Source organism: Nostoc sp. C110 (assembly GCF_043099725.1).
In the GTDB taxonomy this organism is placed as follows: domain Bacteria; phylum Cyanobacteriota; class Cyanobacteriia; order Cyanobacteriales; family Nostocaceae; genus Nostoc; species Nostoc muscorum_A.
The window spans coordinates 3207225-3223357 of record NZ_CP171148.1; the positions used below are offsets into that span (position 1 = coordinate 3207225).

The following is a 16133-nucleotide window of genomic DNA, read 5'->3' on the forward strand; positions in this document are numbered from 1 at the left end:
ACCTAAACAGAATTAATTACACCTATTCTTGTTCTGTTCTCCCTGCTCCCTGCTCTTAGAGGATGTTTGAAAAGTTCTATTGCCGGTATCAAAAGTTTTAGATCCCCCTAAATCCCCCTTTTTAAGGGGGACTTTGATTCCGGTTCCCCCCTTTTTAAGGGCTAGGGGGGATCTAAAAGTGCCTAAAGTCACAGCGAAACACTTTTCAAACAACCTCTTATATGTACCTACATTGCACGGCATTGAGAATTATGTCGCTGAAATAGTAATGAAAGGTCAGTCAGACGACATTCTGGATTAGTAATTAGCAACTCAAGCAACACTAGAAACTGAGTTACCGCACGACTAATAGTAGTAGCATCAAACAAATCGATTTTGTAGCACCATTTCCCTTCAATACTTCCTAATGTTGTTTGTTGAAGATAAATATCCCAATCAAACTCTGCTGTTTTACTTTCAATTGACCAGGGATGAACAGTCAAATTTGTCAGTTTTAAATCTGATGGTGGCAAGAAGTTAAACATCACTTGATATAGCAAAGAATGGCTTGGTTCTAGTTTTGGCTGTAGTGATTCTACTAACTTTACAAAGGGAATTTGCTGGCGATCGGAGGCTGCTAAAAAACATCCACGCACTTTATACAACAACTCTCTCAAACTTGGATTACCCCCTAAATATGTACGTATTGGTAGTGTATTAATGAAGCATCCAATAAGTCCTTTCGTTTCCAATTGCTGGCGATTGGCAAAGGGAGTGCCCACAATAATATCTGACTGTCCGGTGTAATAAAATAGCACTATTTTAAAAGCTGTTAGCAGAGTCACGAATAGAGTTACATTGTGCTGTTGGCTCAGATGTTTAAGAGCATTTGTTAGGCTCTTAGGGATGATGAAAGTTTGACTTGCACCCTCAAAAGTTCGTACTGGTAAGCGCGGACGGTCAGTAGGTAACTGTAGTAAAAGTGTGCTATTTCCTAGTTGTTGCTTCCAGTAGTTAAGGTCAGACACGAAAGCAGGACGAGCAACCCACTGCTTTTGCCAATGGGCAAAGTCAGCATATTGGATGGGTAAATCAGGAAGCGGTGAAGGTTGACCATTACAAAATGCTGCGTATAATTTTGTTAGCTCCTGTAAAAACACACCCACAGACCAACCATCACAAACCAGATGATGGATAGTTATTATTAGTAAATGCTCGGCATCAGAGAGCCGCAGTAGCTTGATGCGTAACAAAGGTTCTTGTTCTAGATCGAAAGGCTGGTTTTTTTCCTCAGTGATAAATTTTTGAGCCAGAGCCTTTCGCTCAGTTTTAGATTCAGAAAGTTTTCGCAAATCTACCACCGAAAATGGCAATATAGGCTGTTGAGCAATTTTCTGAACCACTTGCTTATCTGCGATCGCAAAAGTAGTTCGCAAAGCTTCGTGACGACGGACAATTTCCACGAGGCTTTGCGCTAAAGCAGTGACGTTGAGTAAACCCGTCAAGCGATAAGCCAGTGGAATATTATAGACGGGAATACCCGGATGCAATTGAGCTAATATCCAAAACTCAAGCTGAGTCAAAGAGATTGGCAACTCTTTTGTATTTCGAGGTACTGGTTTGAGAAATGGGGTCAAGTCATTTTTACAAGAGGGCAGAGGGGCACAGGGGGATGAGAAAGAATGATTATTTCTCCCCTGCTCCCCTGCTCCTCGGTCACTGAGCGTAGCCGTTCGCGCAGCGTCTCGTAGAGAAGTGCTGCTCCCCTGCTCCCCTGCCTCTTTTTGGCGGTATTCTGAAATTTGCCGATTTAGCTCGACTACTGTCGGGTAATCAAACAGACAGCTTATAGGTAACTCTACTTTGAAAGTTTCTCGCAACCGAGCAATGACTTGCATTGCTGATAGGGAATGCCCTCCTAATGCAAAGAAGTTGTCGTGGATACCAACTTTTTCTAGCCCTAAAACATCACTCCAGATTGCTGTCAAAACCTCTTCACTTGCAGTACGGGGTGGAATCAAGTCTGTAGAGATGTTACGTGTTTCCCGACTCAAAGGTGCTGGTAAAGCACAGCGTTCTATTTTACCACTGGGGGTTAGAGGTAGAGCATCCAGCAACTTTACAAAAGCAGAAGGTAGCATATATTCGGGTAGCTTTTGTTTGAGGTAACAAAGTAGTTCGCTGGTGTTTAAGTGTTGTTTGGGGACAATGTAGGCGACTAGACGCTTGTTTCCTGGTTCATCTTCTCTGGCGATAACTACTGCTTCTTTTACCTGGGGGTGGGCGGTGAGTACGGTTTCAATTTCCCCCAGTTCAATGCGAAAGCCCCGCACCTTCACTTGATTGTCAATTCGTCCGAGAAATTCGATGTTGCCATCAGGTAAATATCGAGCGCGATCGCCTGTTTTATATAAACGATTCCCATCCTTCACAATGAATTTCTCAGCAGTCAATTCCGGGGAATTAATATAACTTCTAGCGATCGCAACACCGCCGATATACAGTTCTCCAGGAACTCCAATTGGTAATGGTTGCAGATGGCGGTCAAGGATGTAGATTTGCGTATTTGCGATCGCCCGACCAATGGGCGGAAGTGGCGACCAACTGCTGGCAGCATCTTGTAATGTAAAACTTGTTACCACATGGCTCTCCGTCGGCCCATACTGATTTTGTAGCGTACAACCAGAAAGCTCCTTAAAAAAGTTGACTAAAACAGGGGTAATATGCAACTGTTCTCCTGCCGTCATAATCTGACGCAAAGATACAGGATAGGATTGAGCAATAGAGGCAGCATGGGCTAATTGCTGAAGGGCGACAAAGGGGAAAAATAGTCTTTCCACCTTTTCTTCGGCAATTAACTGTAATAATGCGAACCCATTTTTCTGTATTTCTGCGGTGATTAAAACTAAGGTTCCGCCGTTACACCAGGTAGAGAAGATTTCTTGAAAAGAGACATCAAAACTGATGGAAGCAAATTGCAAAGTTTTGGCACAACTTAAACCACTTTCGTCCATTTGCCAATATAAGAGGTTCACCAGAGAACGGTGACTCATGGCTACACCTTTGGGTTTGCCGGTTGAGCCAGAAGTATACATGACGTAAGCCAAGTTCTCTGGTATCACTCCACTAACAGGATTTCCCTGGCTATTTTGGCAGAAATCCGATGTATCTAAGCAAACTACTGTCAATGGTTGCCCAGATAAAGTAATTGATGAATCTGTCAGCAACACCGACACTTGAGAATCACTCAACATATAAGTCAAGCGTTCTTGGGGCGATCGCGGATCTAAAGGTACGTAAGCACCACCAGCTTTGAGGATTGCCAAAAGTCCTATTACCATCGATAAAGAACGCTCAACGCCAATCCCTACCCGCACTTCTGGTTTTACCCCAAGTTTTTGTAGATGGTGCGCTAACTTGTTAGCCTGACAATTTAACTGCTGGTAAGTCAGGTGTTGGGATTGAAACGAAACTGCTACTGCATCCGGTGTCCGTTCCACCTGTTCTTCAAACAACTGAGCGATACATTTGTTGGGATAATCTGTTTGGGTGTCATTCCACTCGACCAATTGGTACTGTTCAGCAGCAGTTAGCATGGGTATCTCTCCTACTGTCTGCTCGACATTTGTAACCATACCCTCTAACAAAGTCACAAGATGCCCCATCATCCGGTTAATTGTTTCCCCATCAAAGCGGCTACCATCATAAAGAATGCGTAGGGATAATTCTTGTCCTGGTACAGCGATGACTGTGAGCGGATAATTGGTTTGTTCAATGACTCGTCGTTTGGTAATCTGGATGGTGCTACCTAGATTTGATAAAGACGGATCTTGTGGGTAGTTCTCAAACACCACGATGCTTTCAAACAGGGGTAATTCTTGGGGAATTTCACTAAGAGCTTGAATTTCTACTAATGGAAACCAAGAATATTGCGATCGCTCTACCTGTTGAGCCTGCAATTCCCTCAGCCATTGCCATAAAGGAGTTGCTGTTGGTACTTTCACCCTGACTGGTAAAGTATTAATGAATAGTCCCACCATAGATTCCACCCCCGATAAAGTGGGAGGACGACCGGACACAGTTGCTCCAAACACTAGCTCAGACTCATCAGTGTAGAGACTGAGTAAAAGTGCCCAAGCAGCTTGGACGAAAGTTGAAAGTGTCAGATGATACTGCTGTGCCTGGGATTGTAAAGCAGCAGTTATAGTTGCCGATAAACAGCAGTGCTGCTCGTGATAGGTTTTTGGTTGTTGTAAATTGTGCGCCTCACCCCGATTTAGTAGTAAACGGGTAGGGCTAGTAAAACCATGAAGTTGTTGCCGCCAAAAAGCTTCTGCTGCTCTTAAATCTTGTTGCTGTAGCCAATTTATGTAATATCGGTAAGGACGAGGGGTATTTAAATATAAATATTTGCCTTTAACTAAAGCATTGTAAAAAGCAAAGACTTCTTTGCAGAGAATTGGCCAACTCCAACCATCAATCAGCAGGTGATGAAAGCTCCAGACAAATTCGTAAATATCATCAGCGATTTGAATTAAGCTAAATCGCATAAGTGGAGCTTTGTCAAGAACGAAGCCTTGAACTCGATCTGCTTGTAAGAAAGCTTTTAAACGCTCTTCTTGTTCTGCTAAAGATAAGGAACGCCAATCATAGTTCTGCCAAGGCAACTCCACTTGTTTACATACTACCTGGAGAGGCTTTTCTTGTTTTTCCCAAACCACAAGGGTACGCAGAACTGGGTGACGCTTCATTACTCGCACACAGGCCTGCTGAAGCACTGTAATATCTAGATTTCCAGAGAGCATTAGACAGAACTGCTCAAGATATACTCCTGATTCTGGCTCATACAGAGTATGAAAAAGCATACCCTGCTGCATAGGAGAAAGAGGGTAAATAGATTCAATATTTTTATTTTTAATTATTTGCAGCTTGTTCATATAGGACTAATATTTGATTTTTTAAAAGCTAGGTACACCTGTTTATCCATTTTTTTTGTTCCTCGGATAAGATTTTCCTCCCTATGCTACAGTCATCAAATCAGATTTATATAACTCAATACCGTTCAGTTAAGCTTTTTTCTGTCCCCTGTTTCCACTGCCTTAATAGATAAATTTACTTAACTTAATCATATTGTTATATAACTAGGAATAATCGCCAAATAATATTCCATCTTTTTGATCTAAATACTTGTTAGCAACCTGACTATTTAATTCTTTAAATTGTCTCATAAAATCTTGCTTTTCTTCCGATGATAGAAGTACATTATCAACTAAAAAGTTGGGCAGTTTTGATACAAATTTATTTATTGTTTTGTTATTGGATAAAAAATCCAAAAAATCTTGATATTTTGACCAATAGTTATCATCTAGTTTTATAAATCTTGCTAAAATTGTTTCATTAAACTTATTTATAAGCAAAAGCATTTTGATAGTTTTGCCTGAAGGAGACACATTTATTTTTGCAGCATAATTAATTTGATAATCACTTTTATTGTCGAATTGGTTAATTACTCCTAAGAAATCATCAAAAATATGAGTTTTCATGTTTGACTTTTCAAAACGCCGAACAATAATATTTTCATATCCAAATATATCTGCCCAATTATCTAGTATTTGATAATAATTAAATATGTATTGGTATTCATTAAATAACTCTTTAATTCCTACGCTACAAGCTCCTAGTTTAACCATGTAACAGTAAGAAGATTCTAAAAACTCATCTTGCTTTCTTAGATAGATAACTATCTTGATTTCATATTTTTTTAAGAAATTTTTTATTTTTGCAAGTGTTTCCGGTTGATAAAAGATTTCAAAAGAAGTAAAAGCTTCTGCGGAAATTATCACATTTTTAGGATTGATAGAGTCTATTTCTCTTTTCAGTTCTTCCCAAACTGTAAATTGTAAAAGTGCATTATCCTTATTTTCAAAACCCATTAAATAATGGGCTAAAGTATTATGACAGTAACGGTTAACTATTTCCTTTGCGTTGTATTTTATACCAGAACCAGGATATAAATAACTGTTTTCTAAAAGTTTTTCCTTGTTATTAAATAATGCTTTTTGTAGGCAAGTTGTTCCAGTCTTAGGCATTCCAATATGTAAGTAAATTGTTGTCATATCTCTCTAATTGATGACGGTAATTTAAAAGGTATTCTTTTTGCAACAAGCGATCGCATGCTAAAACTGAAAGTAGACAAAAGGTTGAGGATTGATTGCTGTCAGCCGAAATATTGCTGAAACTAAAACCCCAAAGCAAACAGCAAAACTCCAACTAGGAATTTTACGCCACCAATCGGCAAACCAACCTTTATAAGCTGCCCAGTGGAGCATAATTAAAGGTGCAAAAATCCATGCAACTTGGAGATTTAGGTTTTGAGAGCCAAGAGAATTCAAGAATAAAAAGGATTTTTCTATTTGTATGGCACTGCTGAGATCGTTACTTCGAAAGAAGACGGCAGATGCACAAAACCAATACATTGTTAAGGGAATACCTAGCATCTTTCTCAATGGTAGCAATCCTTTATAGGGAGCGATCCGAGATAACCATTGCTTGTGAACAACTAAGGCGAATCCATTTAATCCACCCCAAACTACAAAGTGCCAAGCAGCTCCATGCCAGAGTCCTGACAGAAGCATCAAAATGAGAAGATTTTTATACCCAAATAGTTCTGTTCGTTCAGCTTTTGGTCGCTTTCTCATTAGAGGAATATAAACATAATCTCGCAACCAACTGTAGAGGGTAATGTGCCAACGTTGCCACAAATCAGTGATATTGCCGGAAAGGTAGGGAAAATTAAAGTTCAGAGGTAGTTTGTATCCAAGTAACCCTGCTGAAGCGATCGCCATATCTGAATAGCCAGAAAAGTCGCAGTATACCTGGATGACGAAAGAAATAACAGCAATCCAACAACTCAAGAAAGTATAATTTTCTGGATTTGTGAAATACTGTTCTACTAAAGGCGAAAGATTATCCGAAATGCAGGCTTTCTTGAAATACCCTACGAAAAAAAGTATTAAACATCCGCGAAAATCAACCTCGCTTAAGTTTTTTGGGGTTAGTAGTTGAGGTAAAAAGGTAGATGCACGGACAATTGGCCCTGCAACCAGTTGAGGAAAAAAAGTTACAAATAGAGAAAAATCCCAAAAATTCCGAACAGGTTTGAGTTTACCTAGATAGACATCAAGGGAGTAACTTAAAGTTTGAAAGGTATAAAAACTAATGCCTGCTGGCAGAATAATTTTGAGGGTTTGCAGGCTTATAGGTAAACCCAAAAAAGCTAATAAGTTTGCAGCAGACTCAGTGAAGAAATTATAGTACTTAAAAAACCCTAATATTCCTAGATTTGCTACTAAACTAAGTATTAACCATGCTTGGCGTTGCTGCTGATTTTGTGGCTTATTCAGCAAGGCATCCAAATTCCAAAAACTTGTATTTTTTTTCTTCTCGACTATATTATCGGTTGTTAGGATTGCCGGCTCTGATATGGCGCTCTGCAAATCATTAACCTGTGGTCTAGACAGCATTAGACCGACAAAGTAATCAATAACTGTCGATAGCAAGAGCAAAGAAAGGAAGCGCCAATCCCAAGCACTATAGAATATATAACTACAGACTAGCAGCCACATTTTTCGATGATTGTGTTTCTCCAAAGCCCAATAAATGCAGAAAACAATCAAGAAGAAAAATACAAATCGAAATTCTGTGAATACCATATTTATTTATATTTAATTAGTGATTAGGTAATAGTGACTGGGTATTCAAAGTTTACCACTGATAAGTTTTTCTCCAGAATTATTCAAATACTGGGAAAATTGTGATGCCAGTAAAAGTGTGAATTCTTCAGCGCCTTGATAATTTAGATGTGCGCTATCAATTCTACGATCTAGTTCATATAAATTAGTAAAATCATTGGGATTATTAAAAGTAAATAAAGTATCGATATCTCCTGATTTGTATGCTCTGTAAATAGCAGATGGGTTGGAATCGGCTTCTAGAATTGGAGGAATAAAAAATATAGCTTCCATTTTCTTTTTGTTAATTTGCTGTTGTTCAATCCGGGCAGCAATATTTTTCATCATTTTCGCTCCATATATTGTGGATGGCTCGTTAAACGCATTTTCTGAATTTAAATTTGCTAATTTTGTTTGTTCATTTTTGAGATTCTTTTGATAAGTATCCAAACCATTTGCTCTAAATATAGTCTTCCACTTCTCAGCTTTTTCTTGCCAATCTATTGCGTAATATCCCGATTCTTGTATGAGCCTATCCTCAGATACTTTTGCTAATGGATCTGAATTTGATAGATCCAAATTTAATATTGCTTCCTGCCAGAAAGTAGAAAGCTGACCAATTCCTAGCCATCGGTAAATAAAGCTTTGAAAGTTAGCGTATATATATGGAACTTTTACTTTCCAACTATCGATTGATGATTCCAAAATTAATTGGAAATTTTCTAACGTTTTACGAGGAGTATGCCAATATATCTCTTGAGCGGAAGTAGAGCCAATGTTTGTAAATAAGTCAACTGAACAGTCTAGAAATATCCACTTTAAGTTTGCTGGTTCTAACTCCAGAATTTTTTGTAAGTAAAAATCCACTTCTGATACGTTTGCACCTGCTATACCAAAGTTGAAAGATTTTACACTCTTCCCCTCTGTCGTCAGGTATTCATCAAACAATTTCGGGATCACGCCAAAATAAGTAGTACTTGACCCCAGAAAAATAGCATCATAATCATCTTTGTGTTCAGTCAAGTATTGCCATTTAACACTGATTTCTCCAAGATTTTGGATAGTCTTGTAATAGGGTAAAATTACATTCAAGAATCCTGAATAAAAAAGTATAGTAATTATAAAAATTAAACTATAACCAAACATAACTAGTGGTCTTAACATGATTTTTTCTTAAATATCTACAACTACATCTACTTCTGTCTTTGTTAATTGCCAGTTCATCTTCAGGTTGAGCCAGAAATTCCAAAGTGTTACACAAGCGATCGCTACCAATTTAGCTATGTATTCATTCACTTGGAATTGATAAAATAGCCAATTTACAATTAGACTATTGAAAATAAGCCCAACCAAACAAATGAGATTAAACTTGACGAAACGTTGTAACTTTTGACTAATTTTTTGTTGGAAAGACACATCACCAAACGTCCATAAATCATTCCACATAAAATTATTAATAATTGCTATTTCTGTGGAAAGCATTGCACTCATAGTTAACGCCAAACATAATGAGCTATGTAAAAAATAGAATGCCCCCAAGTCTACAAATACTCCACTTAAACCAACTACAGCAAAGCGAATAAAGCGACTAAAAAGCGCCGAATGAAGATAAAAGTAGATTTTCTCTATCAGGAAAATAATATTAAAATAGTCAAGATATTGCTTCATTCAGTTTCTACTCTCTTAATATTTTTTATTGAGACTGCTACAATCAGTAATCTTCACGTTTTCTGATTTTTGTCGAGTTGCCAAAATCCTTCAAGTGGGTAGACTAATTTAAGTGAGTTAGTTTTATCTTGCTGAAGTTGATGGGCTAAACTATTTTCAAGGTCGTCAACAAAGAAGATAGATTTATAGTCTTGAATCATTATTGGTAACTGGTCATTTTGTATGGTAAGTAAGCGAACTTTTGGCTTTAAATTATGACTTAAGGTGAGAATAACTCCCAAGTTATAATCATTTTTGCTACTTATCAATAAAATATTATTATTAGATTGATTAATAAGTTGACTCATTGCTAGCAAATTCTTAGCACCTATTTGTGGCCACCAAGTTTCAGACTGAAAAAATCTGACATCAGAAACTAGCCCAGAGATGAGTAACCCTACCACAATGACTTGCCAAAGGTTTTTCTGCCAGTTCTTCGCCAATAAAAGATGGAAAGCTAAAATATACACTACAGCAATTTGGATGCTGAGGTATAACGGTAATTGATAGCGAAAATGAATAGAGCGAATTCCCCCAAAAATTAGATCGTAGAAAAGCAATGTTAATCCTGGAAACCCGCCTAATAAAGCAATAAATAAACTAGCGTTCGTTGAGAGATATTTTATAAAAAAAATGATTATATAAATAATTAAAAATAAGCTAGCTATTATCGTAGGAATACTATAAGATAAAGGGCTTTCCGCAGGTAAATTATTGACCCAAGCATCATCAGAAGCCAAATTAAAATCAAAAAATATTCTGCTAATCCGACTGAGCCAAATCCCAATTAGGTCGAAATGACTATCTGTTTTAAATGCGATCCATGACAAGAGATTTGTTGCTGTATGAATCTGGGTAATGATTACCATTAGCCAAGGTAAAAACATCAAGGAAGCTACTATGGAACTCAGTAAATAATTACGCAGAGTTTTGTTGAAGCGAAATTGTTGCCTAATAACCACATATATGAAATGAGCGATCGCAACCATTGCCGTTAATAAATGGGTGTAGAATCCCAAGGCTAGGGTGAGAGCATACACAGCCCAACTCAAGGAACTTTCTTGGCGAATAGCTCGCAATAAAGCAGCACTTGATACTAGAATCGTCACCATCCATAAACCGTATTCTCGTGCATCTTGGGCAAAGAAAATCTGCAAGGGAGAAACCGCCATTACAGCCATTCCCACCCACCCAACTAGTGAAGACTCAAACAACTCTAAACACAGCCAATACACACTAGGAAATACCAACAGACTAATCACTGCTGATAAACTCCTAACTGCCGCAGGGAAATCTCCAAAGACTTGCGCCCACAATCTCACCATCACATAATACAAAGGTGGATGTTGTGGGTCTGAAGTTATTAAGTAGCGAACTGTATCAGCCACAGTTCGATCTGGGTTAATGTGTTGATATTTGTCTAAAGTAATAACAGGAATTACGCCTCCATCATTGCTCCAATTGCTAAAAATCTCTTGTTTAACCTCCGCTAGCGTATGACCAGATATTGCCAGTGATGTCGCAAATTCGTCATACCAATATACTTTTTGCCCCAAATGGGTGAAGCGAAAAAAAATACCTAACCCCATCAGGCTAATTACCAAAATTTTTAACCATGTTGGAGGTTTTGACTTTGCTAGCAATTGTAATTTGTCCATTTATTATCTCTAATCCGTGGCTATCATTTGGGTTGCTTGAAATATTCATGGGCAAGAATTGGTGGATACTTAGGCACTTCATCTATATCTAAGCAAGTCTGAATGGAGTTAATTGAAGTATCGTAATTGGGGCCCGTAAAAAAGGCACATGAGTATCTTTGTTTAGCACTGTGAGATTGAGTTGGAACTACAACTCGATGTCGTGTGGCACAAAACTTATCGTTCGTCCATCGCTGCATTAAATCTGCAACCAATACTATAATTGCATCAGGAATGAAGGGCGCTACAACCCATTCCCCAGCATTGGTATATACTTCTAATCCTTCTGAATCTTGAAATAAAAATGTGAGAGTACCTATGTCGGTATGTTCTGCAAGATAAACTTTTCCAAGTTCTGGAGACTGATATATAGATGGGTAATGATGCCAAACTATACCGTGATTTTGCTCTGAATATAAATTTGTAAAGTAGTCTTCTGGTAATTTTAGGGAAATAGCCAAAGCTTGGAATACTTTTAGAGCGCTTTCGTGACAAGCCGTGAAAAACTCCATCATCATTTCACGAAAATTAGTCTGATGAGGCCATTTATTCGGTTCAAAAAAAGGATCTTCGATAATACCAACTTCATCTAGAGAAATTTCTTTACCAAAATGAAAGCCTTCAGTCATTAGTTCATTAGCGTTGTGATTATCTTCACTCTTTTTAAAATTATGATATCCGCGAAGATTACGATCTGGAAAGAAAGATACTTGTTCTTTTTCATTCTCCGGTAGTGCAAAAAAGCACTCGGCTTGTGAAAAGACTTGAGTAATTAGAGTCTTAGAAATACCATAATTTTTGAGGTAGAAACATCCGACCTCATGAATAGCAAGAGAAATTTGTGTAGCGACAGCTTCTTTTGCAACTGTGTCACCATTAATAAAAGGATTGAAGTCAATGATAGGAATTTGCATACAAACGATATCCTCTTTAGCTAATCTTCAGTCAGTTTCAGGTCGTAGGAGTTCCAAAATGTTCCTATGAGGGCAGAGTGTTGAATACCCTGGATACGATTTCGTACTGCCACCATTGATAAAGGGTTAACTAGATAAATAAATGGCAGATACTCCTGAGTAATTTGTTGGGTTTCTGCATAGATAGCTTTACGCTTTGCTTCATCCACCTCAGAGGCTGCCTGAATGTATAAATCACCTATTTTCTGTTCCCAATCTGCCACCTGTCGCCCCGTTATCGGCGTTTGCCCTGCTTGGGATTTTTGATTAAAAAAGTGCCAACCAGTTTCAGGCAACCAAACATTAGCCCAATCATTCGGTTCTTGACCGACAGCAACTTCAAGCACTTGACACTCCCAATCGAAAGTTTGAGTTAGTTTGTTGATAAAAATACTAGTAGCTACAGGATTGAAATCAACAGTTATGCCAACATCACTCAAATTTTGTTTGATGAGTACTCCCATTGCCTGCAATATATTATTGTTAGCATTCGTCATGAGGCTAAAGCGGACAAGATTTCCTTGCTCGTCTAATAACTGACCTTGGTTGTTGTATTTAAAACCTGCTTTGAGCAGTAATTCTTTCGCTTTTTGAAGATTGTATTCATAGACCTTTAAACCTGCTTGGACGGGTAAATAATACTTGCTCTGTACAGCAATCGGTGAATTTTGCAGTTGACCCAATCCCTTATAGATATTGTTAAGTATTTGTTGGCGATTAATTACATAGGCAATTGCTTGTCTAAATTCCACTGTATTAAACCAACGAGACTTGATGGGATCGACCAGTGGTTGACCATTCCTACTACCTTTGTTGAGATTAAAAGTAATAGCAGTTGACCCTATAAAAAGACCGCCATTATAGATAGTAAACTTTCCTTTCCCTTCTTCATGTTTTAATAATGAAAAATAATTGGTATTAACGCTGACGTAATCCAATCCTCCAGAACGGAATTGGATTAAAGAAGTATCTTGACTAGGAATAATTTCCCCAATCACACGCTCGATATAAGGTTGCGAATTGCCTTGAGCATCTTTACGCCAGTAATAAGGATTTTTTCGGAAAATTATTCGCTGGCTGGGAGTATAAGATTCTATTGTATAAGGGCCGTTAACAATAATATTTTTTGGTGGAGTATCAATCCCCCAAGTAGACATAAATTTAGGTCTGCCTTCCTGGTCTTTTATTTTGACGCTTTCTCGGAAAATATGGGCTGGTAAAATTTCCAGTTTTGTAGCCCGGATAAATGGCGCAAATGGTTCAGGTAATCTAAATTCAACTCGCAAGTCATCAAGTTTCCGCACAGTAGGAAAGGTACGATTCTTGCCAATTATGAAAAAGTCTTTAGCATAAGTAGGAATGGCTGGATTAGTATAAATTTCATTGTAGGTAAAAACCACATCTTCAGCAGTTAGTGGCTTTCCATCTGACCATTTTAGTCCTTTTCTGAGGGTATAAATTATTTGTTTTTTATCTGGAGAAGTTTGCCAAGATTCAGCAAGACTAGGTTCAATTTCTCCTCGTCCATTTTCTTTAACTAGCCCCTCATAAGTGTAGTTTAAAGTATAAGCTGATTCTACTATTAAAGCTGGATTAAAAGTTGTGGGTTCAATTGGGAAAGAGACAATAACTTGAGAGATTGGTGTTGCTTGATTTTTTAAGTTAATTTGATTAGAAATAATTATTGCGATCGCAGTTATTAAAGCCAGCAAAATTACTAGCCAACGATGACGAATTAAAGTATATTTTTTATTGTTTTTTAATAACTTATAATATGACATCGTGAAACCACTCCGCAATTTATTCTTGACTAGGTTTAGCTAACAACCTATGGGCATCTTCTAATAAAGCTGGTATTTTGTCAGCATAGGGACTATGACGCAGACAATCGCCCAGATCGAATTGTCTAACTCGTTCTGCTGTCACGCCAGGAAACCAAGGATCGGCATTATTTAAGTGGTTGTAGCGCCTTGTGGCATATTCCCACATATCAAAAGCGATCGCTAAATTTCGCAACCACAAAATAACTGGAATATTAATCTCACCAGGGGTTTCTGGATATCTGGGTAAACCTATATGCCAGTTACAGTACCAGTCTTTGCCTAATGTGGCGATCGCTGCTTTTTCCAAACGGTTTAAAATTGGTGGTAAAATTTCATCTGCTCGATCTAAAAGTTCTATAACCTTCAAGTGTTCGTCAAAATCTGATGGTCTAGATGCGCCCAAGCTGAGAGTATGTACTTGAGGATGGCTCAAACAAAAGAGATCGTTAAACATCATCGGACTCAGTGGATAGCACAAGTCCAATAACTTTTGTGGAGGCTTATAGAGCATACCACCTTTGTCTGATGGGCTAATGATAAACACCCCCATGTCGTGACGTGTGGCGGCTTCAATAGCAGGCCAATTAAATTGATTAATGTAGTACCAATGGAGATTTACATAATCAAATTGATTGGTTTCAATGGTTTTGATAATTAAGTCTGTTGGCGCGTGGGTAGAAAAACCAATAAACTTTACCTTACCCTGAGATTGCAATTGTCGCGCTACATCAAAACAACCATTGGGACGAATACTATCTTCAAATTGTTGGTCATAATTAATGCCATGCAGTGTTAATAAATCAACGTAATCTAGCTTTAATAAAGCCAAAGATTTCTCAAACAAACGGCGGAAGTCTTCAAAGTCAGATGTAGGAGTAACCTTAGTCTGGACAATAATTTTTTCTCTTTGCAACTTAGGTAAAATCGCTCCTAATTGCATCTCAGAAGTCCCATACATTCGGGCAGTTTCGATGTGATTGATGCCGACTTCTAAAGAACGGCGAATAGTAGCTTCTAGATTCCGTTGATTTTCATCGGGAATTTTATCTTGAGTAAGTTCTTCAGATTCAGTATAGATGTAGCGCATTCCGCCGCAAGAAAACACTGGCATTGGTAATTCTGTACGCCCAAATCTACGATATTGCATCATAAATGTGTTTTGATAAGAGCGATTCATTAATGATTTTTTGCCGAAATCAAACCCCGCATTACTTTGAGATGAAACATCAAGTATGATTTTTCCAGATATTGCAGGTGAGGTTGAATTAACTCATGTATCTTGGAGTATTTAGAAGGTGGCATACTTGGATAAAGATGATGCTCTACATGGTAATTATTATTCCAGTAATAAAACCTAACGATGGGGTTAGAAATCATTGTTCGTGTATCATTCCATAGGTTGTGGTTTAAGTCAGACTCACAGCCATAGTGATCTGTAATGCTGAAAATAAACCCGAATGGAGAAGCAAACGTTATTAATGGTATCCAGTAACCAAAGAATAAAGTCCGAGGAAAAATTACGGTTAATCCTACCATTAATAAAACCCAACCCAATAGTAGCCAATTATTTTGTAAGACAAATTGGCGTTGTTCTGGTGTTTTAAAATAGCTCAAATAAAAGCTAGTTGGTAAGACTGATTCCTCTTCAGGATGTGTTTTCAAAGATTCTAAATATAAATCTTTGGTAACAACCCACCAATTCTTGCATACAGCAAGAGGATAAAAATATGTCAAGGCCAGGAGATAGGTCTTAATATTAGGAAAGGTTTGCCATGCTGAGGTATCTCCTACTATTTTACCTTTGATTTTTGCTTCTCGATGATGTCCAATATGAATATATTTGTGAAATGAAAAGTTCATCAATAATACTAATGATAAGAAAGTTCCCATGAATCGGTTAGTATTTTTTGACTTATACAAACTATAGTGAGAGCAATAATGTATTGCCGCAAAAAAACAGACAAATAAAAATCCTTGAACAAACCAGACTAATAACCACACTGCCCAGTTATTCAACCAAAACCCAATAGCTGAGAGGATGAAATATGTACTAATGACAACGAATGTTTGAACAATCGGTCTAAATGTAGGGATTTCATGCAATATACGAAGTTCTTCGTTAGATATTTGAGTAACTTCACTAATACTAGATCTGGCATTCTCATTTATCTGATTATTTTTTGTAATTTCCATGTTGTTCATCTCTACGTTGACCATAACAATTGAAAAACCAGATATTAACCT

At 37.8% G+C, this 16133-nt stretch carries 10 protein-coding genes; all 10 read right to left on the bottom strand.

Features of this window, described 5'->3' with window-relative positions:
• Positions 1 to 227: 227 nt before the first annotated feature.
• On the bottom strand, positions 228 to 4844 hold the full coding sequence (locus ACFFRD_RS19390; RefSeq protein ID WP_392482793.1) for an amino acid adenylation domain-containing protein: 4617 nt from the start codon (positions 4842 to 4844) through the stop codon (positions 228 to 230).
• Positions 4845 to 5120: 276 nt separating this feature from the next.
• Positions 5121 to 6095 carry a hypothetical protein gene (locus ACFFRD_RS19395; protein WP_392482794.1) on the bottom strand — a complete coding sequence of 325 codons (975 nt, stop codon included), beginning with the start codon at positions 6093 to 6095 and terminating at the stop codon, positions 5121 to 5123.
• A gap of 60 nt (positions 6096 to 6155) precedes the next feature.
• Positions 6156 to 7604 (bottom strand): MBOAT family O-acyltransferase, encoded by a 1449-nt coding sequence (locus ACFFRD_RS19400; RefSeq protein ID WP_392482795.1) that lies wholly within the window; start codon positions 7602 to 7604, stop codon positions 6156 to 6158.
• Positions 7605 to 7736: 132 nt separating this feature from the next.
• A complete protein-coding gene (locus ACFFRD_RS19405) occupies positions 7737 to 8873 on the bottom strand; it encodes a hypothetical protein (RefSeq protein WP_392482796.1) in 1137 nt (378 codons plus the stop codon).
• 9 nt (positions 8874 to 8882) lie between these two features.
• Entirely contained in the window at positions 8883 to 9377 is a 495-nt protein-coding gene (locus ACFFRD_RS19410; protein ID WP_392482797.1) for a GtrA family protein, read from the bottom strand.
• A gap of 53 nt (positions 9378 to 9430) precedes the next feature.
• The gene (locus ACFFRD_RS19415) at positions 9431 to 11074 is read right to left on the bottom strand and encodes a glycosyltransferase family 39 protein (protein WP_392482798.1); all 1644 of its coding nucleotides are present in this window, start codon (positions 11072 to 11074) and stop codon (positions 9431 to 9433) included.
• 23 nt (positions 11075 to 11097) lie between these two features.
• The gene (locus ACFFRD_RS19420) at positions 11098 to 12027 is read right to left on the bottom strand and encodes an isopenicillin N synthase family dioxygenase (protein ID WP_392482799.1); all 930 of its coding nucleotides are present in this window, start codon (positions 12025 to 12027) and stop codon (positions 11098 to 11100) included.
• A gap of 20 nt (positions 12028 to 12047) precedes the next feature.
• Positions 12048 to 13847: an ABC transporter substrate-binding protein gene (locus tag ACFFRD_RS19425; RefSeq protein WP_392482800.1), complete on the bottom strand. Its 1800-nt coding sequence runs from the start codon at positions 13845 to 13847 to the stop codon at positions 12048 to 12050.
• A 19-nt stretch (positions 13848 to 13866) separates the two neighbouring features.
• Positions 13867 to 15036, bottom strand: coding sequence for an aldo/keto reductase (locus tag ACFFRD_RS19430; RefSeq protein ID WP_392483111.1), 1170 nt, complete (start codon positions 15034 to 15036; stop codon positions 13867 to 13869).
• 29 nt (positions 15037 to 15065) lie between these two features.
• A complete protein-coding gene (locus ACFFRD_RS19435; RefSeq protein WP_392482801.1) occupies positions 15066 to 16106 on the bottom strand; it encodes a fatty acid desaturase family protein in 1041 nt (346 codons plus the stop codon).
• Between the last annotated feature and the right edge of the window lie 27 nt (positions 16107 to 16133).

Bases quoted from the DNA above. Each gene is read 5' to 3' on its own strand.
- ACFFRD_RS19435 (WP_392482801.1), bottom strand. From the start codon at position 16,106: ATGGTCAACGTAGAGATGAACAACATGGAAATTACAAAAAATAATCAG.
- ACFFRD_RS19390 (WP_392482793.1), bottom strand. From the start codon at position 4,844: ATGCTTTTTCATACTCTGTATGAGCCAGAATCAGGAGTATATCTTGAG.
- ACFFRD_RS19395 (WP_392482794.1), bottom strand. From the start codon at position 6,095: ATGACAACAATTTACTTACATATTGGAATGCCTAAGACTGGAACAACT.
- ACFFRD_RS19400 (WP_392482795.1), bottom strand. From the start codon at position 7,604: ATGTGGCTGCTAGTCTGTAGTTATATATTCTATAGTGCTTGGGATTGG.
- ACFFRD_RS19425 (WP_392482800.1), bottom strand. From the start codon at position 13,847: ATGTCATATTATAAGTTATTAAAAAACAATAAAAAATATACTTTAATT.
- ACFFRD_RS19410 (WP_392482797.1), bottom strand. From the start codon at position 9,377: ATGAAGCAATATCTTGACTATTTTAATATTATTTTCCTGATAGAGAAA.
- ACFFRD_RS19420 (WP_392482799.1), bottom strand. From the start codon at position 12,027: ATGCAAATTCCTATCATTGACTTCAATCCTTTTATTAATGGTGACACA.
- ACFFRD_RS19405 (WP_392482796.1), bottom strand. From the start codon at position 8,873: ATGTTAAGACCACTAGTTATGTTTGGTTATAGTTTAATTTTTATAATT.
- ACFFRD_RS19430 (WP_392483111.1), bottom strand. From the start codon at position 15,036: ATGCAATATCGTAGATTTGGGCGTACAGAATTACCAATGCCAGTGTTT.
- ACFFRD_RS19415 (WP_392482798.1), bottom strand. From the start codon at position 11,074: ATGGACAAATTACAATTGCTAGCAAAGTCAAAACCTCCAACATGGTTA.